The sequence below is a fragment of the Siphonobacter sp. SORGH_AS_1065 genome, from assembly GCF_030818595.1.
Lineage (GTDB): Bacteria > Bacteroidota > Bacteroidia > Cytophagales > Spirosomataceae > Siphonobacter.
In genome coordinates this window covers 3,395,430-3,417,963 of record NZ_JAUTAM010000004.1, presented here as the reverse complement: position 1 = coordinate 3,417,963, position 22,534 = coordinate 3,395,430, and the positions used below count along the sequence as shown (strand labels likewise).

At 44.8% G+C, this 22,534-nt stretch carries 19 protein-coding genes and 1 other RNA gene; 10 read left to right on the top strand and 10 right to left on the bottom strand.

All coding sequences use genetic code 11. The annotated features are described in order from the left end of the window. Positions 1–17: 17 nt before the first annotated feature. Positions 18–629: an RNA polymerase sigma-70 factor gene (locus QE390_RS14730; protein ID WP_106637629.1), complete on the top strand. Its 612-nt coding sequence runs from the start codon at positions 18–20 to the stop codon at positions 627–629. A 647-nt stretch (positions 630–1,276) separates the two neighbouring features. Here QE390_RS14730 and QE390_RS14725 read toward each other — a convergent pair. The 3 genes from QE390_RS14725 to fabG form a co-directional block, all read right to left on the bottom strand. After that, the gene (locus QE390_RS14725) at positions 1,277–2,161 is read right to left on the bottom strand and encodes a DUF2279 domain-containing protein (protein ID WP_307142689.1); all 885 of its coding nucleotides are present in this window, start codon (positions 2,159–2,161) and stop codon (positions 1,277–1,279) included. Between the two features lie 132 nt (positions 2,162–2,293). Beyond that, positions 2,294–4,351, bottom strand: coding sequence for a VWA domain-containing protein (locus QE390_RS14720; protein ID WP_307142688.1), 2,058 nt, complete (start codon positions 4,349–4,351; stop codon positions 2,294–2,296). A gap of 140 nt (positions 4,352–4,491) precedes the next feature. Then, positions 4,492–5,238 carry a 3-oxoacyl-[acyl-carrier-protein] reductase gene (fabG, locus tag QE390_RS14715; protein WP_106637626.1) on the bottom strand — a complete coding sequence of 249 codons (747 nt, stop codon included), beginning with the start codon at positions 5,236–5,238 and terminating at the stop codon, positions 4,492–4,494. A gap of 976 nt (positions 5,239–6,214) precedes the next feature. Between fabG and QE390_RS14710 the strand changes: the two genes are divergently transcribed. The 9 genes from QE390_RS14710 (at position 6,215) to QE390_RS14670 (ending at position 14,814) form a co-directional block, all read left to right on the top strand. Next, entirely contained in the window at positions 6,215–7,159 is a 945-nt protein-coding gene (locus QE390_RS14710) for a Smr/MutS family protein (RefSeq protein WP_106637625.1), read from the top strand. Between the two features lie 310 nt (positions 7,160–7,469). Continuing rightward, positions 7,470–8,915 carry a DUF4403 family protein gene (locus tag QE390_RS14705; protein ID WP_307142687.1) on the top strand — a complete coding sequence of 482 codons (1,446 nt, stop codon included), beginning with the start codon at positions 7,470–7,472 and terminating at the stop codon, positions 8,913–8,915. Positions 8,916–9,084: 169 nt separating this feature from the next. After that, an RNA gene (gene rnpB, locus QE390_RS14700) (RNase P RNA component class A) lies at positions 9,085–9,479 on the top strand. A 96-nt stretch (positions 9,480–9,575) separates the two neighbouring features. After that, positions 9,576–11,222, top strand: a complete 1,647-nt coding sequence (locus tag QE390_RS14695) for an OmpA family protein (protein ID WP_307142686.1) — start codon at positions 9,576–9,578, stop codon at positions 11,220–11,222. Positions 11,223–11,937: 715 nt separating this feature from the next. Then, complete coding sequence (locus QE390_RS14690) at positions 11,938–12,486, top strand: 30S ribosomal protein S16 (protein ID WP_106637623.1); 549 nt, start codon at positions 11,938–11,940, stop codon at positions 12,484–12,486. Between the two features lie 111 nt (positions 12,487–12,597). Beyond that, entirely contained in the window at positions 12,598–13,173 is a 576-nt protein-coding gene (gene rimM / locus QE390_RS14685) for a ribosome maturation factor RimM (protein WP_106637622.1), read from the top strand. 82 nt (positions 13,174–13,255) lie between these two features. Next, positions 13,256–13,930 (top strand): tRNA (guanosine(37)-N1)-methyltransferase TrmD, encoded by a 675-nt coding sequence (gene trmD, locus QE390_RS14680; RefSeq protein ID WP_106637707.1) that lies wholly within the window; start codon positions 13,256–13,258, stop codon positions 13,928–13,930. Positions 13,931–14,075: 145 nt separating this feature from the next. After that, entirely contained in the window at positions 14,076–14,351 is a 276-nt protein-coding gene (locus QE390_RS14675; protein ID WP_106637621.1) for a hypothetical protein, read from the top strand. A gap of 1 nt (position 14,352) precedes the next feature. Continuing rightward, on the top strand, positions 14,353–14,814 hold the full coding sequence (locus QE390_RS14670; RefSeq protein WP_106637620.1) for a PIN domain-containing protein: 462 nt from the start codon (positions 14,353–14,355) through the stop codon (positions 14,812–14,814). A gap of 68 nt (positions 14,815–14,882) precedes the next feature. On the opposite strand, the gene QE390_RS14665 is transcribed toward QE390_RS14670, so the two are convergent. The 7 genes from QE390_RS14665 to sufB form a co-directional block, all read right to left on the bottom strand. Then, positions 14,883–16,013, bottom strand: coding sequence for a glycoside hydrolase family 88 protein (locus QE390_RS14665; protein ID WP_307142685.1), 1,131 nt, complete (start codon positions 16,011–16,013; stop codon positions 14,883–14,885). A gap of 53 nt (positions 16,014–16,066) precedes the next feature. Next, positions 16,067–16,855: a rhamnogalacturonan acetylesterase gene (locus QE390_RS14660; protein WP_307142684.1), complete on the bottom strand. Its 789-nt coding sequence runs from the start codon at positions 16,853–16,855 to the stop codon at positions 16,067–16,069. Positions 16,856–16,919: 64 nt separating this feature from the next. Beyond that, positions 16,920–18,221 (bottom strand): rhamnogalacturonan acetylesterase, encoded by a 1,302-nt coding sequence (locus QE390_RS14655; RefSeq protein WP_307142683.1) that lies wholly within the window; start codon positions 18,219–18,221, stop codon positions 16,920–16,922. Positions 18,222–18,376: 155 nt separating this feature from the next. Next, a complete protein-coding gene (locus QE390_RS14650; protein ID WP_307142682.1) occupies positions 18,377–18,826 on the bottom strand; it encodes a GNAT family N-acetyltransferase in 450 nt (149 codons plus the stop codon). A 319-nt stretch (positions 18,827–19,145) separates the two neighbouring features. Further along, positions 19,146–20,168: an RluA family pseudouridine synthase gene (locus tag QE390_RS14645; RefSeq protein ID WP_106637616.1), complete on the bottom strand. Its 1,023-nt coding sequence runs from the start codon at positions 20,166–20,168 to the stop codon at positions 19,146–19,148. A 78-nt stretch (positions 20,169–20,246) separates the two neighbouring features. Beyond that, a complete protein-coding gene (locus QE390_RS14640) occupies positions 20,247–20,888 on the bottom strand; it encodes a hypothetical protein (RefSeq protein WP_307142681.1) in 642 nt (213 codons plus the stop codon). A 126-nt stretch (positions 20,889–21,014) separates the two neighbouring features. Continuing rightward, a complete protein-coding gene (gene sufB, locus QE390_RS14635; RefSeq protein ID WP_106637614.1) occupies positions 21,015–22,478 on the bottom strand; it encodes a Fe-S cluster assembly protein SufB in 1,464 nt (487 codons plus the stop codon). Positions 22,479–22,534 lie beyond the last annotated feature (56 nt).

Sequence of the window (22,534 nt, the reverse complement as noted above, 5' to 3'; positions counted from 1 at the left end):
CTACTAACCTCAGGTCTATGAACAGCACGTCCCGCCGTCCTACTTTACGCTCAACAGTGGCAAAATCGAAGGTCACTACTGCTCAACTGTTCGAACGTTTTATTCAAAATGCCGACGCTACCGCTTTCTCCGACCTGTACCATCGGTATCACAAGCGGTTATTGGTCTATGCAACCAAGATTCTGAACTCCACTGAGCTGGCTGAAGAAGTCGTATTGGACGTGTTTATGCACTTCTGGACGAATCGTTCCCGTTTGCAAATTCATACCTCATTTGAGTCCTATTTATTCCGTTCGGTGCGTAACCTGGCTTTCGATTATTTAAAACATTACCGTCACGAATTACATTTACACGAAATTACTCCAGAAGTAGCCAATTCGCTGCCTCTGTCTGAAGACCGTCTGGCAGATCAGTACGATTACCAGATTGTTAGCAATTTCATTGAAACCAATATTTCAGCTTTGCCTAAACGCTGCCGCCTGATTTTCCGCATGAGCCGCGAAGAAGGGTTGATGTATCGGGAAATTGCAGAAAAACTAAACCTCTCGATTAAAACCGTAGAAGCCCAAATGGGCCGAGCCCTGAAGATGCTACGTTCTGCCTACGAACAACAATTTCAGGCCGTATAAGCATACCAACCCACTGTAAGATTGCCAAAAAAGCCGTTGCCTAGTAACGGCTTTTTTGTTGTTTATTCACTTCCTACAACCTAACCTGTCCTCTCGAACAAAGTAACAGAATTTTTCCACCCTGGTTGGTGTCCTCACCAACCAATAGGCTTTTTCTAATGGCTGGTGAGGACACCAGCCAAGGTGGAACCTGTTATCTCGGACGAAATAAGAGAATTCATACAGGAATGAGAAATACCTGTGGTTTACGAAAGTCTTGTATATATAAAGGAATGGGTTACTTAAAAGACGAAAGGTCCTTCGCTACGCTCTGAATGAAAGATGTAGACAAAAACTCCTCTGGGGTTAAACTTAAACGATCCCCGGATGTGATCCAGGGATCGTTTGCCTAGGTTATCACTTGGGTCCATCCAGATCGGATTTATCTACCTTGCATCTCACCCCGGGTTGCACCCGGGGCTATTGATAATTAAACCCCGCTGGGGTTATACCTTCCATTTCCAAACGTCTTGTCTAACTTTACAGGTTCTCCCTTTCCAACTGAAAACTGAAAACTGAAAACTGAAAACTGAAAACTCAAAACTCAAAACTCAAAACTCAAAACTCAAAACTCAAAACCGCAGCGGCGGCCGCTCAAAACTGAAAAACTAAAAATAAACCGGATGCACCTTTATTTTGAACTTGGGGGGAACCTTAGAAACCCGGAATTCTACCGCTGGAGCCGGGATTTTGAAGCAATTGGCAATAAAAAGCAAACTGCGGAGAAGGTTAGAATGCGTAGGAATTCGGGTTAAATCCAGGTCAGGAGAGATGAAAAACTGCCGAACCGGGCGACGGCCCATCGCCACACTTTTCTCGTAATCGGCAGAAATCATATTATCAATGCCGTACCCTACGGCGATGTTCATCAGCTTAGGCCAGCGGATCTGACGATCATCTAGTTTCTGAAAAGAAGCAGGATTTACGGACAGCCAATACGTTTGCCCATTGTAATCTTTCAGCCAGCTTTCATTCCAGCTTCTTCCTAATAATTCTGGACGTTCCCGGGCGAGTTTAGTGGAGTGAACACTCCACTTGGGCGTGAAACGAACTTCTCCCCAGCTTAACTGCTGAGCAACCAATAGGGCCGGGCCCGTTACATTCGCCGCAATGTCACCCAGAGAAAAACCGTATTCGGGCGAAAACCCATCCAGGACTTCGATGGGTAACATGAAGGTAATTCCGCTGGTAGCTCCCGAAACGGCAGCCTGCTTATTATTCATTCCCGCCCATTGGTAAGCCGCCATTCCGACGCGGGCGATCTGGTAAGCGGTATACGCATGGCCGGCCTTGTCAATCTGCAACCACTCCTGATTGTCGTTGAACGTATGGAAGTTTTTCAGCGGCTTTTTATACCAAGCCTTACTCAAACCATAAATCGTTCCGGCGAAACCTACCCCCTGCCCGATTAATAATCCATTCAGTCGATCCTGCCGAATCTGGCCGAAAACCGATGATGTGGTCACTAAAAGGATTAGGAAAAGTATACGCATAGAAAACATTCTGAGTTGCAAATAAAATACATCCCAGCCAAGTGCCTGCGTATTATTCAGAATTGGCCTCTTTTAGAAGTTAGGAAAAGGAATGAATCAAGTATTTATAAACAAATAATCTCAAACCCACCCCTAATAACTCCCAAGGTATTTCCGAACGCCCCATTCCAAAGCCAACAGCGTAATAAGAATGAAGAAAATCCAGCGTAAGTTAATGGGTTCACGGAGGTCTTCCGTACTGGTAAGTTTATCGGGTAAATCGCGGCTTACTAATGCTTTTTCAAGGTTATCTAGTTGACTAGCCGTAAAAAACTGTCCACCCGTCTGCTGGCTCAACTGGCGTAAGCCATTATAGTCAGCGGTGGTATTGGCTAGCTCCAGTTGTTCATCCCGAATGATAAATTCACCCGAAGCCGTTTCGTCTTTGCCCAACACTTTTGCCGTTGCCGTATATTTGTAAACCCCAACGGGTAAGTTACTGATTTCAAATCGACTGGCAGAAGAAACATAGGTATACTTGCGAGTCTGTCCTTTTTCATCCGTTACACTTAGGGCTACTTCCGGACCGTAAATTCGCTCGTAGAGATCGTTATAAATTTCAGTTTCCAAGGACACTCTATCTTCAATCTGGAACTGATGCTGCGTGGGATATACCCGCAATTTTCGCTTATCGTCTTTTGCTGATAAAAACTGAATAATTTTCGTAAAAAGATCATCTACGGCTTCCTGTTTTTCGGTTAACCGATACTCCTCCAAACGCCATTCCCATAGCCCTTCTCCCAGTAATATTGCCCCGCGTTTAGCCCCCGTATTCAATACTAAGAGAGGTTTCGTGGTCTCGATGTTATTCTTTTTCTGATACAGTACGACTTCCGAATTGGCCAACGGCTTCACTTCCCCAAAAGGCACCGTCATAGGTGGGAGCCGACGCAGTAACTCCATCGTTTCAGGGTTCAGATTCAATCGGGTAAAATTACGGTTGTAGAATCCGGTTACCTTATCCACCTGTCCCGGTTGCGACTGAATCTGAGCAATCTGCTGAGCATTATTTAAGGGCGTTGTACCCGTTTGACTGGCCACAATCCAGAAAGCTGGAACACCCGTATCCAGTAATCTTTTGATATACGGTCCAGCCGAATTAAAGGCATCCGGTTGCTGATGAAAGATTATTAAATCATATTTTTTGTCAGAAGGCTGAGCCGGAGAACTGGGGTTAACAATCTGAAAATCAAATTCAAAATTGTCATTTTTTTCAATAATACTACGAATGGCTTTAATGTCCGGGTGCGGAGCAGAAGCCACTACTAATATCTTTTGCCGACCATCAATGACTTCGATGTAAACGTCTTTTCGGTTATTCCGAGTATTGAATTCACCGGGTAATGGCAGTACTTCAACCGTCAAGTGCTGAATGCCTTTGGCCGAAGCCTGAGTTGTGAAATTAACCGTCGCTAAAGCATTTTCTTTATCAAAGCGAACGGTTTGCTGGCTTAAGGTTTGCCCGCCTTTCCGAAGGAGAACGGTCGCCGTTTTTCCGGCATACCCATCCGCTACTACATCGGCTTGTAACGGAAACTGATTTCCCAGATAAGCAATCTGATTGGCCGAAAGAGATTTCAGATTGACGTCGCGTTTTGGAGTCGTATCTCCTACCGCCAAGGCATGAATGGGAAAGGGATAAGAATTGAAAGTCGGTGAAGCTCCGCGATTAATAATGCCGTCTGAAAGCAGCACTACGTCCGTCACGTTTCGGCCTTCGAGATTGGTTTTGACATGACTCAATAAGCCGGAAAGATCCGTCGATTTTTGGGTAAATTGCACAGAGTCCAACGTTGAAACAGGCGTTTCTCGTAGGGTTTGCAGGGCGACGGTATAACCCTTATCCTGTAAAGATTCACTCAGCTTTTTCAGTCCTGCCTTCAGATTTTCGCCCAGTTTTCCTACCGAAGCGGAATTATCCAGAGCCAGAACCACCGTTTTCTTTTCTATACTAACTTCCGTTTGCCTCAGTAATACATTGAGCAATAACAAACATAGCGTAGACACTACTACGAACCGAAGCCCGGCTAAAGCCAGATTAGCAGGTTTACTCCAGGAAGACTTGGGTTGATAAAGAAGAAAAGCGTAGAGTCCACCCACCAAAAGGCATAACGGAATCCACCACGGCGACGACTGAAAAACGAAGTTCAAATGGGTTAGCGTTTTGGGTTTGGGGTTTTGAGTTTCGAGTTTTGGGTTTTGAGTTATCAGTACAAGACGTGGTGGCAGCCTTTATCTACTTTTAACTAATAACCCAAAACTCAAAACCTATTAACTCCCAAACACATTTCCTAGGTCAATAAACCACCGTTTACGTGGATCGTTTGACCTGTAATATATTTTGACATATCAGAACCCAGGAATACGCAGGCGTCGGCCACTTCTTCAGGCTCGCCACCGCGTTTCATAGGGATTGAGTTCATCCATTCTTCTACGGCTTTCTCGTTTACTTCACCCGTCATTTCGGTAACGATGAAACCGGGAGCAATGGCATTGGAGCGAACGTTACGGCTCGCTAATTCCAGGGCAACTGATTTCGTAAAACCAATGATTCCCGCTTTAGAAGCCGCGTAGTTAGCCTGCCCTGCATTTCCACGAACGCCAACGATAGACGTCAGGTTGATGATTGAACCGCTCTTGGCTTTCATCATGGTGCGAGTAGCCGCTTTCGTCAGATTAAATACTGACTTTAGGTTCACCCGGATTACTTCGTCCCAAGCCTCCTCCGTCATCCGCATCAACAGACCATCTTTCGTAATACCAGCGTTGTTAACCAGCACATCCAGCGTTCCGAAATCAGCCACAACCTGTGCAACGAGTTCTTCCGCCGCCTTGAAATCAGAAGCATCTGAACGGTATCCCTTGGCTTTAACGCCTAGAGCGGCCAATTCTGCTTCAAGAGCCTGACCTTTTTCTACACTCGACAGATAAGTAAAGGCTACGGAAGCACCTTCCTGAGCGAAGCGTGTGGCAATGGCCCGGCCAATTCCCCGGGAAGCTCCCGTAATCAGGGCAACTTTTCCTTCTAATAAAGGCATAACTAATAAAAGTGTTTGAAGTACAAGTAACAAAATTAACCGCACAAAATTAGAATTCAGTTTGGAGTTAGCAGTTTTCTGTTTTCTGTTTACGATTTACCCTTCGTCCCGAAAAGAAAATCCACCAGCAAAGACGTAGATTTCTCCTTGATTGTGAATGGATTTTCATCTCTTATTTGATTAAAACTCCCTAACGTGCAGGCCAGACTATCCCTGTACTCAAATGTCATTAATTAAAATTTCTGGATGACCCGGGGCTATTCAGGTTTGATTCCCACGGGGTTATTACTTGCCTTTTTAAAACGCCATTACGGGTTTCTCTTTCTCTGTTTTTGTAACACCAACCCCGGCATTCTCCCCAGCTCGTCATCCATCCGCCATGGTTGGTGTATAGTGATCAGTGACGGATCGTTAGGGTCGGCCAAGTTATGATTCCATCACCCTGGTTGGTGAGGACACCAACCACTATGCTTTATATGGATGGCTGGTGAAGACACCAGCTAGGGTGGCAGAAATGTCCAGACTGGTTACCCCGGATTGTCATCTGGGGCTATCCAGCCTGGGGCTATCCATATTAAACCCCTCCGGGGTTAAAGTCTCCCTTTTCAAACCCCTTCCCTACCTTTATAGGTTTCCGCCCTGGTTGGTGTCCTCACCAACCTCTATGCTTTTAGTAAGGGCTGGTGAAGACACCAGTCAGGGTGGCAGAAATGTCCAGACTGGTTACCCCGGATTATCATCCGGGGCTATTCAGGTTCAACCCCTCCGGGGTTAGGGTCTCCATTTTCAAACAACTCCCCTACCTTTATGGGTTTTCTCTTTTCAAAACTCAAAACTCAAAACTCAAAACTCAAAACTCAAAACTCAAAACTCAAAACTCAAAACCGTAGCGACGGTCGCTCAAAACTCAAAACCGCAGCGGCGGCCGCTCAAAACCCCTTACCTTTGCTGTTTCAAGTGAATACTACGAATTACTATGAATATTGGAGATCGAGTTCGGTTGGTGCATGGCCGCGAAGAAGGCATTATTACTAAATTCCTGGCGGGAGATTTGGTAGAAGTAGAAATTGAAGCCGGTTTCCGGATTCCCGTGCAAAAGCGGGAAGTATCGCTGATTTCACCAGAAGAGAAAAACCGGTTCCGGACCGTTCCTGCTCAAAATACGGATGCGATTAAGCCTCGTCATTCGGAAGTTGTCGCCAACAAAGGCTTATACCTGGCTTTTATTCCCGTAAATGACCGGGAAATGACGATGTATATCGTTAATAATACGGATTGGGACGTTCCTTTCTCAGTTATCAATGGTTCTGAACCTCATTTCAAAAGCCTGGGATCAGGCATTCTGAAAGCTCGCAGCAGCCAGAAAACGGGCGACTGGCAGGTAAAGGATTTTGAAAGCTGGGGCGTATTTACCGTTCAGGCTTTGTTCTCTCGCCTAGCCTTTATGCAGGTACGGCCGCCCCTGGAAAAGAAAATCCGTTTCCGGGCAGGGACTTTCTTTAAAACGAAGCAGCGGATTCCCGTACTTGACCAGGTCGGACACTTATTTCAACTGGATGAAGAAAATATTCAGCCCGAAAAACTGAAAGAAAGTCTGACAGAGAAGAAAGTGGAAGAAGTAAAGCCGGTACTCGAAAAACCCGAAACTACGGTTGATCTGCACATTGAAAAGTTAACCCGTCATTTCCTGGCGATGGATAATGCCGAAATGCTGGAGCTTCAGATGAAAACGTTTAATACCGCCCTGGAAAACGCCGTTGCTCACGGTCTGGACGAAATAATTTTCATTCATGGCGTTGGTAATGGGACTCTTCGCACGGAGATTCACCGCAAACTGGGTCGTCACCCCCACGTAGCGTTTTTCTCTGATGCTCAGAAAGAGAAGTTTGGATATGGAGCTACCCGGGTGAAAATTAAATAGTTTCCCATTTACTGTTTTCAGTTTTCAATACAAGATAAAAGTAGGTTCGTCGTGGCTGATTCTTTCCTACGTTGTTCTGGATTATAAATCCCAAACAGATCGCTTTCAGATTACAAATCCGAAAGAGCGTGCAGCCACGACAACAGCATTTTACACGCAATGCATCGCACCTTTACCCAACTGAAAACGGTAAACCGACAACTGAAAATTCAAAAATTTACTGCTGGTAAAATCTTTTAGGGAATAAATGTATTGATTCATTCGTACTCCTATCATATTCATTATTCCATCATTCCGAATTCCCTAAGTAATGCATCATTATCAGTGCCGTTTTCCTTTTTCCAGTGGTTTTTGGGCGGCAATTGGATTCCTTTTTTTGATTTCGCTCGGGGGCTGTCAACCGAAACGTTCGGTGTCCAGCAATCCGCCAGCCCCCAAGGAATCGTATCTCTACACGAAGAAACAAGTGGAAAGTCGTCGATACCTCTCAACTATTAATCTTCCCGTTGACATTTCGTTACTGGAAGTAGAACGTCAGATTAATACCAATTTAACAGATTTGATTTATGAAGACCTGAGTTACGAAGATCAGGATGATCTCATGGCTCGGGTCTGGAAACGAGGCCGTATCCTGGTTACACCCGGAGCCAGCGTCGCGAATGAAAGTTCTTTGAATCTGAAGGTTCCGCTAAAAATCTGGATTAAAACCCGTTATAGCGTTTTGGGATTATCTACCGAAAAAGAGCTTAATTTCGAGATTGACGTTCGTTTGTCGACGCGGTTTATGATTGCTCCCAACTGGGATGCCCATACGACCACCAAACTGGAGGGGTATGACTGGGTGACCAAGCCCGTTTTAAAACTCGGTCCCCTTTCCATTCCGGTCGCAGGATTGGTAGAAAAGGCTCTGAATTCAAAAAAATCTTCGCTTGAGAAAGGTATTGATGATGCAGTTGCGAAGAATATTGAAGTAAAAAAATACGTCATTCAGGCCTGGAATGCGGCTTTACAACCCTACCAGGTATCCGAAAAATACAGAACCTGGTTAAAAATAACACCGGTTTCCATTCAGATGTCACCCCTGCGGACGGTGGGCAAGACGATTCAATCGACCATCGGTATTCAGACCTATACTGAGACCGCCTTTGGTGAAAAGCCTGTTATTCAGAACGTCACTCAGGTTCCAGATTTAAAATTGGCGACTCAGGCAACCGATGAGTTTAAAATTGGTTTAGTTAGTGAACTCACCCACGCCGAAGCTGAACGAATGGTATCAGACACCGTCGTGGGACAGAAGTTTACGTATGGTAACTATTCCGTGGAAGTAACTTCCATTAAGCTTTATGGAGATGCTAATGCATTAGCCATTCGGGCTGGCTTGAAAGGAAGCATTGATGGATTTATCTATTTTAAGGGTATTCCTTATTATGATCCAGTAAGCAAATCGGTTACTTTGCGAGACATGGATTACGATCTGGAGACGCGTAGTTTCCTCTTTAAGACGGCGAACTGGTTATTGCAAAGTCGTTTGCGGAAAACGTTACAGTCAGCTTTAACTTTTCCCGTTGGCGAACCCATCGTAGAAGCTCAGAAGCAAATTCAGGCTTTATTAACGAAAAATCAGGTAGCCAAAGGAGTAACCCTAACGGGTAAAATTGAGTCCATTACCCCCGATCAGGTGTACCTGACTTCGGGATCGATATACGCCGTAGTGTTTGCAAAAGGAAAAGTCCAATTGCATGTCGACGGACTTTAGTTTAGTGATCAGTGGATTGTTTTCCGTGGTCATTTTCAGGTAATACCATACATTTTCGCTCCTTTAACTCTGAGTAACTCTGTGGTTACTAGAACAGCGTACTACTGAAATTAACGGAAAACTGGAAATCGAAAACTGAAAACTAACCACTCACTGCTTACCTTTGTAGGCAGCAAGCCATCTTATCGCTTCCTTTTTAACCGAAGGAAGAGGAAAGTCCGGGCAGCGTAGAGCACCGTGCTACCTAACAGGTAGGCAGTTAACTGGCGACGGTTAACTGACAGCTAGTACCACAGAAAAGATACCGCTTTTCTTCGGAAGAGTAAGGGTGAAAAGGTAGGGTAAGAGCCTACCGCTCCTTTGGTGACAAAGTAGGCAGGGCAAACCTCACGGGCTGAAAGACCAAATAAACCAGCGGTACCCGCAAGGGTCGAAGGGCTGCTCGTCCGGTGCTGGTGGGTAGGTCGTTAGAGGCGTCGGGTGACTGGCGTCCTAGATAAATGATAAGACGTTTTTGTGTAACAGCAAAGATGACAGAACCCGGCTTATCGGCTTGTTTTTTTCTAGTAAAAAGAAGTGAGTTCAACCTGTTCAAAAGCTATTCATAGCTCCTGGTCAAGCATTCTCCTCAACCGGAATCGCTTTCTATTTAATGTGCACATGAAAAGAACCCTTCTGTCGATTACGCTTTTAAGTTTATTGGTGCGGCCCCTGATGGCTCAAACACCTGACAAAAAATACCAGACTCCTCAGACTCTGGAAGAGCAAAACCAGCAGAGAGTATTAGCTGAAGCTGAAAGTAAACGGCTGCATCGCTCCTATGAAGGTTTCAACAAAATGAATACCTGGTCGGTAAGCGTGCATGGTGGCATCAGCAAGTTTTACGGTGACTTACAAACGGGTAATTTCTTCGCTAAAGGTCCCGGAGAGAAAGTACCTTTCTATGGGGGCGTTTCCGTCAATAAACAGCTTTCGCACATTTTCGGCGTATCCGCTGAATTTGGAATTGGACAGCTCAGTGGTAGTAAGGATCGTACCACTTATACCGATCACAATAGTGTTTCCCCCAGCATTTCCTACGTACCGAGTTATTTCAACTCTGATGTTATGCAGGGAGCCTTGACGGGAAGTGTGAACCTTAAATCGCTCCTTTTTGGTACACGTAAACTTCGTCGGCTGAAATTCGACGTTTTTGCGGGTGTGGGTTTCCTCTATTATAACACTCGGGTCTATTCTATTTATGCCCAGTCGTTTGTTAACTCACTGGGTGAGAATATTACCTACGAACCCAATGATCAGATTCGGTTTTCTAACGGCCCTAACAGTTCAAAAACTGCTGGGGTCTGGGGTGGCTCAGGCTCTAAATATACCCGTGATCTGGTGATTCCTACGGGTGTTCACCTGGTGTATGAATGGTCCCCTAACCTGGATTTAGGTATTCGATACTCCTTCAACCATACATTCTCCGAAAAGCTGGATATGACTTTGGGTGGATATGATAACTCATCAGCCAGTCAGGTTTTCTCTTCGGTTAATAATACCTCTTTTCGTAAGGGAGAATCTGCCAACGATACGTACGGGACCCTGGGAATTGAGGTTACCTATAAATTTGGCCGGAAAGCGGGTCGGGTAAAATCAGATGGCACGTATGAAAAAGACAAAGTCTATCATTTACGCTGGACGGACCCTAAAGATCTCATTGAAGCACCTTATAACCCTACACTTGATACCGCTCTGGCTCGGGTAAAGGCCATTATGCCGGGCGAAGTGGATCCTCGCCTATATACTGATTCAGATGGCGATGGTGTGGCGGATCTATTTGATAAAGAACCAGACACGCCCGCCAATAGCATCGTTTCAGGCTCTGGTGTGGCCATGAATCTTCAGGAATTATTGCAACCTTTTGTGGACGCTAAGGTTCCGAAAGACGTTTGTACGCAGATTTTCGGTAACGTAGAATTCAAGACGGATCAATCGACGCTTTTACCCGAAGCCAAACGTCTGCTGAATGATGTTATTTCGTATTTGAATAACGCAACTGATTGCCGTATCGTGGTTGTTGGTCACACCGACCGCCGGGCTTCTGACGCCTACAACATGAAATTATCCCGTCGGCGGACGCAGGCTGTGAAAAAATATTTGACGAGTTATGGTTTGAAAGATCCCAGCCGGGTAACGGTCGAATGGTACGGTGAATTCCGCCCTGTAGCCCCGAACGATCGTCCGAACGCAGGCATGCAACGCAACCGCCGCGTAGAGCTGAGAATTTTACCGCTGAATAACTGGAAGAATTACCCAGGGAATTAGGTTAGTTTTCTGTTGACAGTTTTCAGTTTAGGGTTTTGGGTTGATTTGTTCAGCTCAAAACCCTTTCTCTTTTAGGTACATTGTTGGGTTTGGAGTTTTTTGTTTAGCGTTTTGGGGCTTATTCAAAATCAAGACCTCTAGTGTGAGATTCCCTTTTGTTCCTACTCTAACCGCAGGTTCCTACCTGCCATGATTTCTGTTGAACGGTCATCCAAGCAAAGCGAAGGACCTCATTTTCCCCGGGTTACACCCGGGGCTATTCGTATTCAACCCCGCTGGGGTTATTGTTCTCTTCTCAAGCAACTCTCCTGCCTTTATAGGTTTCCCATCCGCCCTGGTTGGTGTCCTCACCAACCGCTAGGCTTTTAGTAAGGGCTGGTGAAGACACCAGCCAGGGCGGGAGAATAAGAACCGTGAAATCAAACAGAAACCCCGGATTGTCATCCGGGGCTATCCATATTCAACCCCTCCAGGGTTATGATTCTCATTTCCAAACCTTTCCCCTACCTTTATCGGTTTTTCCTTTCCAAACTCCAAACTCCAAACTCCAAACTCCAAACTCCAAACTCCAAACTCCAAACTCCAAACCGCAGCGGCAGCCGCTCCAAACTCCAAACAGAAAAACTCCAAACAATAAACTGAAAACTGAAAACTAAGTCTTATCTTTGCGATCCGATTCGGAAACCGGGGGACGGGTTCCCCCACAAACCCAACTATAATGGTAAAAATTCGCTTAGCTCGTCGCGGTCGCAAAAAACATGCAATGTATGATGTCGTTGTTGCAGACGCTCGTGCACCCCGTGATGGTCGTTTCATCGAGAAATTAGGTACTTATGATCCTAACACTCAACCTGCAACTATTAACCTTAACGAAGCTAGTGCTGTTAAATGGTTATTAAACGGTGCTCAACCTACGGATACGGCTCGTGCCATTCTTTCGTATAAAGGTTTGATGCTGAAGAAACACCTTCAGGTTGGTGTAAACAAAGGAGCTATTTCTCAGGAACAAGCTGATGAAAAATTTGCTTCATGGAAGCAATCCAAAGATGCTCAAGTAGTTGCTGCTACGGAAGGTATCGCTGGTAAAAAAGCAGAAGACAAAAAATCTCGTCTGGAAGCTGAATCTAAAGTTAACGCTGCTCGTGCAGAAGCTTTAGCTAAGAAAAACGCTCCAGTAGTAGAAGAAGCTCCTGCTGAAGAGGAAGCTGCTACCGAAGAAGCTCCGGCAACTGAAGGTGAAGCTACTCCAGAAGCAGCTGAATAAGCTTCTTCCCTGGTAAACGATTTTGGCAAGTCTGGCGGGTTTCCCGGCGGACTTGCTTTATTTTTGAGCTATAGAAAATCGCTCACTGGTTATAGATCGCTTTAAAAGAGCATGACAAAAGAAGATTGTTACGAATTAGGACGGATCACCAAAGCCCACGGCCTGAAAGGCGAAGTGCAGATGCTTTTTGAGGTGGACGATCCATTTGAATATGAAGAACTGGACAGTGTGTTAGTCGAAGTGAAAGGGCAGTTAATTCCTTTTTTCATCGAAAACATCAACATCCAGCCCAACCGTATTATCACCAAGTTTGAGGACATCAATACCATCGAAAAGGCCATGCCTCTCGTAGGGGCCAAACTTTGGTTGACGCTCGATAATCTCCCCGATCTGGATGACGATCAGTTTTACTTTCATGAAGTAGTGGGTTATCAGGTTATTGACACCAACTTAGGGCCTCTGGGTAAGGTTCGTGAATTTGCGGCCCTCTCCCACCAGGATCTGATGGTGATGGATTACGAAGGGAAAGAAGTCCTGATTCCTGTTATTGATGAAATGATTGGTGGAGCCGATCATGAGGCTCAGACCTTAACCGTTACCCTTCCTGAAGGTCTGCTCGATATTTACATGAGCGAAGCGAAAGACTCGGAAGAACGGGATGACGACGAAGAGGAAGAAGACGTTTAATTTCGTTGTTAGTTCATTATTACTTGTTGTTAGGCTATGCTGATTGAGGATAGTTCCTTTTTCAGTTTCAATGATTATTACCATGCGTTTGGATATTATTAGTGCCGTTCCTGAATTGCTGGATAGCTTTTTTCAGAACTCGATTGTAAAACGGGCTCAGGAAAAAGGCCATGTCGAGGTTCATATTCATAATTTGCACGACTACGGCATTGGTAAATACAAGCAGATTGATGATTATCCCTTTGGCGGCGGTGCGGGTATGGTCCTGATGATCGATCCCATTGCTCAGCTGATCCGCAAGCTACAATCTGAACGTACTTACGACGAGGTCATTTACACGGCCCCCGACGGAGAGCGTTTCAACCAGCGAACGGCGAATACGCTTTCCATGACCGAAAATCTGATCATTATCTGCGGTCATTACAAAGGCATTGACGAACGGCTGCGAGAGATTTTTGTAACCAAAGAGATCAGCATTGGCGACTACGTTTTATCGGGTGGTGAATTAGCAGCTTCGGTAATTTCAGATGCTATTATTCGTCTATTACCCGGCGTTTTAGGCGATGAAACCTCAGCCCTGACGGATTCTTTTCAGGATAACCTTCTCGCCCCTCCCGTCTATACGCGGCCCTCGGAATGGGAAGGGCATAAAGTCCCGGACGTATTACTATCTGGACACGATGCCAAAATTCAGGACTGGCGACATGAACAGGCCGTTGAACGAACCCAACAAAGAAGACCTGATTTGTTAGCATAAAAGAAAATCCTCGACCTAACTTTTAGGCGAGGATTTTTCTTTTTATATTATTTTAAGGTTTTCATCCTTTGCAAAAAATTGGTAACATTGACCTTAATAACCTACGAAAGTTAATCTACCATAATCGTCTTTAATCTTACACGCCATGAATCTTAAAGATCTTCTAACTATTGCTAAAAATGAACTTAATGGTTTGTCTACTCTCGCTAATCCAGATTTCAGATTAGAACAGGCAGAGTATAAAGAAGATGAATCTATCTGGGAAGTCGTTGTTTCTTATCTAGTTGAAAATACGAATAAGCGTGTAGCTGCCACACCTCTTGCTCAACTAGCGTCTGATTTTCAGTACCATAGAATTTATAAAAAATTAAAAATCAATGCAAATAAGGAAGTGGTAGGTCTGTATATATACAATAATTGAAATGATTTTAATTGATACCAATGCTTTGGTTCTGTTGATAGTTGGGTTAATTGATAATAATCTAATTGGAAAACATAAACGAACTTCTATATACGACGAAGAAGATTTTCAATTACTGCTACAGGTAATTGGTGATCTCAATCAGTTAGTTGTTTTACCCAATATATGGACAGAAGTCGATAACCTTTTGAATAATTTCGGTGGAACCTATAAGTACCCTTACCTAGAAAGAATTACAGAAATCATAAGCGTTACTTCAGAAAAGTATCTTGATTCTGTAAGTGGCACAAAAACTCATTCATTTTATGAGCTGGGGTTAACCGATTCTTTGATTTTAGAATATGCAAAAGAATGTAAATTTCTAATAACCTCTGACTCTAAATTGTCTGATTACGCTACAGCCAGTGGTATAAAAGTATATGATATGGTAAAGCAGAAAAACACACGAATAGAAAATTATTAGTAATGTATCGAAACGGATTGTGGCTAGGTAGAGATGCTAACCACAATCTATTTATCAATAACGAACACCTATTTCATCTTATACACTTCGCTTCCCGCCAGTAAAAAACAGCCTAAGCCATAATCTTCAAAATCAGGCTTACTGCTTACCGTTACGGGTTGACCGTCTTTGGGTTCTTTGCCCGTACCCTGGACATACCCTAAAAATCCGTTAGGCTGAACGGATTCTTTTACCAGAGCATTCCAGGCTTTCAAAACCACAGGGCGGTAAGTTTTTGCTGGAATAATCCCCTGATTAATGCCCCAGGCCATGCCGTATACAAAGAGAGAAGTTCCGGTTGCTTCTTTTCCACCGTAATTAGTAGGGTCATGAAGGCTGGCATTCCAGAAACCGTCCGTCCGCTGAATTTTTGGTAAGGCACTTAACATATCTACCAGCATTTTCTGGTATTCTTCGCGGTGAGGAGCATTTTTAGGAATGATTTGTAATACCCGAACCATTGCAGCAACAACCCAGCCATTGCCGCGTGACCAGTAACAATCTTCGCCGTTGGGTTCTTTGTAGGGAGGCACAAAGTCCTTGTCCCGCCACCAAAGTTTATCCTGTGGATTATACAGTCCCTTCCCTCCTTCTACGTCTTTGGAATGTTTGTACATTTCATACATGCGTTCGTAATACGCTGGGTTATTGGTCAGTTGCCCCAGTTTGGCAAACACAGGCATCGCCATTTGGATGGCATCAATCCAGGTCCAGTCGTTTACTTTGGATGTAGCCATCATGCTGTCGATACTAGCCTTGATGTCATGCATACATTCCTTTTTCGAAGGATTCATTTCATACAAAGCCAGGTACGTCTGACCGCAGCACTGGTTATCGGCATTACGGGTTTTGATCCCGCCACGCAGGCCCCATTTGTGGGATTCTCCCCAGGCATAAGCATAATCCAGATACTTTTTTTTCTTATCGATTTCGTGTAAGGCTAGTAACCCTTCGTAGTACACCGCCCGAGTCCAGATGTTACTGGGGCGAGCTATATTCGTTACTATTTCTTTACCCGTATCCGGCCATTTTTGCATAAAATAGGCATTCGCCCGCTGCATAGGCTCCAGAATATCTTTAGTCTTCGAAAGCTTCTGTGCCTGCACACTGATGCTTAAGGCAAACAAGCCAATCGTGGCTAGGAATCTTTTCTTCATCATCTAATAGGTTTAGAATAAGACAGGAATCGCACTAGGTTAACCCGTAGGAATCGTTATTTTTTACTTAAGAATTGATCCAGTTTTAATCCTTTTGCAGCTTTTATTCCTTCCACTAACGAAGCTGCGTTAAGTCTCGCTCCTTCCAGTGACGTATGCGTGTGATCGATTTCCGTAAAGTGTTGCTTACTTACTTTCTCCTGCCCCGTTTCTTCGTAATGCTTTGCCACTATTTCATTCAGGTCAATGAACGTAGCTCCAGTTTGTTCGGCCACTTGTTTCGCCCAAAGACCATAATCTGAAGAAGCCCGAGTTACTTTCCCATCTTTCCAGTTATTACGAGGCACCAGCGATAAAACCACCGGAATAGCCCCTTTGGCCTGAGCTTCGGTAATGTACTTCTTCATGTACCACCCATAGGTATGCACAGTCTCAGGTCGTTTCTGAATAGGGTTATAAATGTCTTGGGTCTCCTCTCCAATACCCCGAATACTGCCACGAGCACGAGCAGTATCGTCCAGAGCTCCGGCATCGTTATGACCGAATTGCATCAGTACATAATCACCGGGATGCAAGCGAGCGACGATCTTTTCCCAACGGCCTTCGGTCTGAAACGTTCGGCTGGAACGGCCACCAATGGCGTGATTTTCGATGTAAAGACGAGTAGTATCAAAAAATTCCGGCAAAAAATGACCCCAGCCCCAGAGGCCTTTGTCTCCATTATCAGAACCATTTTTTACGGTAGAATCTCCAATCAAATACAGGGTGGGTTTTACTTTGGAATGGGCCGCCAGAGCAACCGTTAACACCAAAGCAAAAAGAAAAAGTCGCTTGAGCGTTTGCATAGTATTAGGTAGATATCGAACCCTCGTCCAGTCATTAGAAGATGTTTAATAAATGGATTACAGATTAATTACCGTCAGGTTGGATCGTCTCCACCAATGGACTGGCCGGGAATTTCCATTGCTCAGCCAGCGGCGGATGAGCTGGATCAAACCCGGGTAACTCTGCTACCAATTCTTTCGCCAGATCCAATTGAGCTGATTTTATTCCGTTCACCACACACTGAGCAAGTAGATAAGCTCCGTAGTTACTAAAATGAGTATTATCATGAATGTCCTTCGTTACCCCCGGTAAGCTACCTGCCGCAATGTGGACAAACGCCTTTTCGGATTCCCGAGGTCCGAGAGCTTCCCATAGTGTTTTACTCATGGCGTTCAGATCAATCAGAGGAACGTTTTCCTCCTTCGCTGTCTGTCGCATGGCTTCGGGAAAATCCCCCAACGTATTAACAATCTGACCTTTCGCATCAAAATTTCTTCGATGCATGGATGTAATCAAGACGGGCTTCGCTCCTTTGTCACGTGCGGCAGCGATGTACTTTTTCAGCAATTCTTTATACCCCACCAAAGGCAATAAGTCTTTCTGCTTCTGATCGTTATGAGCGAATTCAATAAAGAGGTAGTCATTTGGTTTGATTACACTCAATATCTTTTCCAGTCTTTTTTCTGCCAGAAAACTCCGTAACGATTCGCCCGACTCTGCGTAATTGGCGATCACAACTTTGGCTGGCTTGAAAAAACGGGGAATCATCTGTCCCCAGGCCGCATAAGGTTCCTGAGGCTGATCGACTACGGTAGAGTTACCTGCCAGAAAAATCGTTTGGGCCTTTGTGTTTCGGCGGATTTCCAGAGCGGCCACTTTGGGTAAGGCATCCGTAAATTCGAAGGTTAACTGATTATCCCAGTGCCTATAGTCCTTTTCGCGAGGCTTCAAACGAACCGAATCCTGATCCGAAATTCGGGCAGATTTAAGGTTAACCGTGAATTCTTTCCAGACGAGTTTGCGAGGTTTTGTTTCCACTTTTTCCAGCATCAATCGACGATTTTCGACTTTAATGGTTGTATAGGAAGCATCTTTTTCATCGCCCAGTAAAACCTTCACATCGTAGTTACCTTCCGGCAGATTCACCGAAAAAAAGAAAGGCTGAGAGCTGGTAATGTAATCCCGGAGGTAACGAACTGCGTAAAAACCCTGCACGGACGAGCCGGGCAGAAATCCATACCCTCGTTCAGAGGTATACTTCATATCCGCTGTTACTTTGGTGTAGCCACGAGCTGCCGGACCCGCCCCAAAATCAAAGCGATACGACTGGGCAGAGGTCGTTCCTAGCCCAAGAAAAAGAATTCCGGCAAGTACGGAACGTAACATAGGTTTTTCAGTAACAGACACAATGGTAGAAAAAATAAGGGGTTACTAGCAACCCGTACTATCAGGGCTTCGGTTTTAACTAAAAGAGTATGCTCCATTAGATTATACCTAAGAAAAAAGCCTTAATCTTTCGATCAAGGCTTTTGATTTTTTGATTATAGATCAAAATGACAATTAATCCATTCTTCATCCAGCTTGGCTCCGAACTTTTTATAGAATTCAATGGAAGGTTCGTTCCAGTCAAGCACCTGCCACATGAGGCCGGAACATTCGGTTTGTCTGGCTTCTTCTACCGTGGCTTCCAGCAAACGTTTTCCTAAACCATACCCTCGGAAGGCTTCTTTGATGATTAGGTCTTCCAGATATAATCGCTTGCCTTTCCAGGTAGAATACCGATAATAATACAAGGACATTCCCACTACTTCTCCTTTTACTTCGGCTATGATTGTTCCGAATAAGGGATTTTCGCCAAATCCGTCTTTCAATAATTGCTCCGGTGTGTTAATGACTTCATGTAAGGCTTTCTCGTATTCCGCTAGTTCTACAATTAACTGGTAAATGGATGGAACATCTTCGGGCGTCGCCTTTCTAATGATGGTACTCATGGGAAAACGTTTGAGTTTAGGGTTTTATGTGTTTTGAGTTTATTACAGACATCCGATCTATCCAGACTGGGTCTATCCAGACCGGGTCCATCCAGTAGGTAACCCCGATGCAACCCCGGGTTTTACCCGGGGCTATTCAGGTTTAACCCCTCCGGGGTTACATCTTCCATTTCGAAACGTCTTGCCTAGCTTTGCGGGTTTATACTTTCCAACCAACAACCAACAACCAACAACCAACAACCAACAACCAACAACCAACAACCAACAACCAACAACCAACAACCAACAACCAACAACCAACAACCAACAACCAACAACGTTAAACTTGGCTATACGCTTCCCACTTGTCCATAACGGCCTTAATATCCGGGGCTAACTCGGAATCAAACTGAAGCCATTGTTTCGTTTTAGGATGCTCGAAGCCGATGGACTTGGCGTGTAGAGCCTGTCTGGGACATAGGGCAAAACAATTTTCAACAAACTGACGATACCGGGTAAAGACCGTTCCTTTGACAATTCGATCGCCGCCATACATGGTGTCATTAAACAAGGGATGCCCCAGGTATCGCATATGAGCCCGAATCTGGTGCGTGCGTCCGGTTTCCAGGTTACATTGAACCAGACTGACGTATTTCAAATTTTTCAGTACTTTATAGTGGGTAACGGCATGTTTACCGTATTCTCCATCGGGAAACACATCCATTACTTTCCGATCGCGGGAGCTTCGACCAATATGTCCTTGAATTGTTCCGCTTTCTTCTTTAGGTTCGCCCCAAACCAATGCATAGTAGGTACGTTCGATGCTGTGTTCGAAAAACTGACGAGCCAAGTGACTCATCGCATAATCGTTTTTTGCCACAACCATTAATCCCGACGTATCCTTGTCAATACGGTGCACCAGACCGGGCCGGATGTCACCATTTCTGCCCGTCGGTAAATTCTGAAAGTGATAAATTAAAGCATTCACCAGTGTGCCGTCCCAGTTCCCGTAAGCCGGATGCACCACCATGCCGGCAGGTTTATACAACACCAGTAAATCGTCGTCTTCATAACGGATATCCAACGGAATATTCTGAGGGATTAACTCCGTTTCGGCTCTCGGGGGTTGAGGCAAGGAAATAACGATTTCGTCCAGCGGTTTTACCTTATAACTCGCTTTGATTGCTTTCCCATTGACCTTTACGCCTTCCGTTTCAATACCCGCCTGAATTTTGGATCGGGTAGCATTCGGAATTTTTTCTGTTAAAAACTGGTCAATCCGGGCTAGTTTCTGACCCGCATCCACCAGAATTCGGTGATGTTCAAATAACTCGTCTTCTAACTCTTCTGCTTCTGTATTCATACGTTACAGGTATTGTTAAAACAAAACCCCACCTTTTGAAAGGTGGGGATGTTTACTGATATCAGGAAAGAGCATCAATTAATGCCCATTACGTGACTGTAAAAGATCAATAACCATGTCCATTTTACCGGATAGACCATCAAATTTACCAGACAGATTATCTACGCGGTCGGTTAACGTATCCATCCGATCCGATAGGGTGTCCATTCGATTTGATATGGAATCCATCCGGTCTGATAGCGTATCCATTCGGACAGACATCGAATCCATCCGATCCGATAGGGTGTCCATTCGATCCGATATAGAATCCACTCGGTCTGATAACGTATCCATTCGAACAGACATCGAATCTACGCGATCCGATAAAGTGTCCATTCGGTCTGATATGGAATCCACCCGGTTAGATAACGTACCCATCCGAATGGACATCGAATCTACACGATCTGATAACGTAGCTACTTGATCTGACACAGCATCCACGCGACCAGATAACGTATCTACTTTGACTCCAATAGAATCTACCCTACCAGATAACGTATCTACTCGATCCGTTAAAAAACCAAGCTTTACGTTAAATTCAGCCTGAGCAATGACCAGTTGATATTGACCCGCTTCCAGGCGATCCAATCGGTTTTCTACCCGATCAAATCGTCGGCCCATGTCAGTAGTCAACTGACCTAAGCCGTGAGCGATGGTGTCTATCTGTTTAACGTGGTCCACAGTTAAATTTTCTAGTTGTTCTACTCTTTGTTCCAAATACATTGAAGGTCCGATTGATTGCATTATACGTTCATGAACTGGCGGTATAATCTATAAATCGGGCGGTACAACTAACTAGTAATCCAATTAACCTACACTTCCTTCCAGGCTGATTTCAAGCAGTTTTTGTGCCTCAACAGCAAACTCCATCGGAAGCTGGTTCAATACTTCTTTCGCATAACCGTTTACAATCAGAGCAACGGCTGCTTCGGAAGGAATACCCCGCTGGTTACAGTAGAATAACTGGTCTTCGCCAATCTTCGAAGTCGTTGCCTCGTGCTCTACGGTTGCGGTATTATTTTTAACTTCAATATAAGGGAACGTATGTGCTCCACATTTATCACCTAATAACAGGGAATCACATTGGGAGAAGTTACGAGCATTTTCGGCTCTCTTCATTACCTCCACTAATCCCCGGTACGAGTTTTGCGAACGTCCCGCTGAGATACCTTTCGATACAATACGGGATTTAGTATTCTTCCCGATGTGAATCATTTTGGTTCCGGTATCTGCCTGCTGGAAGTTATTCGTAACTGCAACTGAATAAAACTCCCCAATGGAATTATCGCCTTTCAGGATAACCGAAGGGTATTTCCAGGTAACAGCCGATCCCGTTTCTACCTGAGTCCAGGAAATTTTAGAATTCGCTCCATCGCAGATTCCGCGTTTGGTTACGAAGTTATAAATACCTCCTTTTCCTTCTTTGTCTCCGGGATACCAGTTTTGTACGGTTGAGTATTTAATTTCAGCGTTTTCAGCTGCGATCAATTCTACTACCGCCGCGTGAAGCTGATTTTCATCCCGCATGGGAGCTGTACAACCTTCGAGGTAACTTACGTAACTTCCTTCGTCCGCCACAATCAGCGTACGCTCAAACTGACCCGTTCCAGCCGCATTGATACGGAAGTACGTAGACAGTTCCATCGGGCAACGAACGCCTTTGGGAATATAACAGAACGAACCATCCGAGAAAACAGCCGCATTCAACGCTGCAAAGAAGTTATCTTTAGGAGGAACTACCGATCCCAGGTACTTTTTAATCAACTCAGGGTGTTCCTGAATCGCTTCCGTCATCGAACAGAAGATAATACCTCGTTCGGCCAGGTCTTTCTTGAAAGTAGTAGCAATTGAAACCGAGTCAATCACTGCATCCACCGCTACGCCTGACAGACGCTCTACGCCCGCGATACGTTCCTGCTCTTTCAGGGAAATACCCAAACGCTCGAACGTACGACGTAATTCTGGATCAATATCATCCAGGGATTCAACCGTTTTTTTCTGTTTCGGAGCTGAGTAATATTTTACCGACTGGTAATCTACTTTTTCGTAATGCACGTTCGCCCACGCGGGTTCTGTCATTTCCAGCCACATGCGGTAGGCTTTCAATCGCCACTCCAGCATCCACTCGGGTTCATTCTTTTTTGCGGAAATAAAACGCACTATATCTTCACTAAGCCCCGCCGGAGCTTCGTCAGCTTCGATCAGGGTCTCAAACCCATATTTGTATTCGGAACTGGTGATTTCGTCTAGGATATCTGCTTCCTTCGCCATGTTTGCTTGTCAGAGATTTATGCAAAAATATAACAAAACCTGCGGTGGAACGTTCA

Coding starts and splice junctions, on each gene's coding strand:
- QE390_RS14730 (WP_106637629.1), top strand. CDS start 18: ATGAACAGCACGTCCCGCCGTCCTACTTTACGCTCAACAGTGGCAAAA.
- QE390_RS14725 (WP_307142689.1), bottom strand. CDS start 2,161: ATGCGTATACTTTTCCTAATCCTTTTAGTGACCACATCATCGGTTTTC.
- fabG (WP_106637626.1), bottom strand. CDS start 5,238: ATGCCTTTATTAGAAGGAAAAGTTGCCCTGATTACGGGAGCTTCCCGG.
- QE390_RS14710 (WP_106637625.1), top strand. CDS start 6,215: ATGAATATTGGAGATCGAGTTCGGTTGGTGCATGGCCGCGAAGAAGGC.
- QE390_RS14705 (WP_307142687.1), top strand. CDS start 7,470: ATGCATCATTATCAGTGCCGTTTTCCTTTTTCCAGTGGTTTTTGGGCG.
- QE390_RS14695 (WP_307142686.1), top strand. CDS start 9,576: ATGAAAAGAACCCTTCTGTCGATTACGCTTTTAAGTTTATTGGTGCGG.
- rimM (WP_106637622.1), top strand. CDS start 12,598: ATGACAAAAGAAGATTGTTACGAATTAGGACGGATCACCAAAGCCCAC.
- trmD (WP_106637707.1), top strand. CDS start 13,256: ATGCGTTTGGATATTATTAGTGCCGTTCCTGAATTGCTGGATAGCTTT.
- QE390_RS14675 (WP_106637621.1), top strand. CDS start 14,076: ATGAATCTTAAAGATCTTCTAACTATTGCTAAAAATGAACTTAATGGT.
- QE390_RS14670 (WP_106637620.1), top strand. CDS start 14,353: ATGATTTTAATTGATACCAATGCTTTGGTTCTGTTGATAGTTGGGTTA.
- QE390_RS14665 (WP_307142685.1), bottom strand. CDS start 16,013: ATGATGAAGAAAAGATTCCTAGCCACGATTGGCTTGTTTGCCTTAAGC.
- QE390_RS14660 (WP_307142684.1), bottom strand. CDS start 16,855: ATGCAAACGCTCAAGCGACTTTTTCTTTTTGCTTTGGTGTTAACGGTT.
- QE390_RS14655 (WP_307142683.1), bottom strand. CDS start 18,221: ATGTTACGTTCCGTACTTGCCGGAATTCTTTTTCTTGGGCTAGGAACG.
- QE390_RS14650 (WP_307142682.1), bottom strand. CDS start 18,826: ATGAGTACCATCATTAGAAAGGCGACGCCCGAAGATGTTCCATCCATT.
- QE390_RS14645 (WP_106637616.1), bottom strand. CDS start 20,168: ATGAATACAGAAGCAGAAGAGTTAGAAGACGAGTTATTTGAACATCAC.
- sufB (WP_106637614.1), bottom strand. CDS start 22,478: ATGGCGAAGGAAGCAGATATCCTAGACGAAATCACCAGTTCCGAATAC.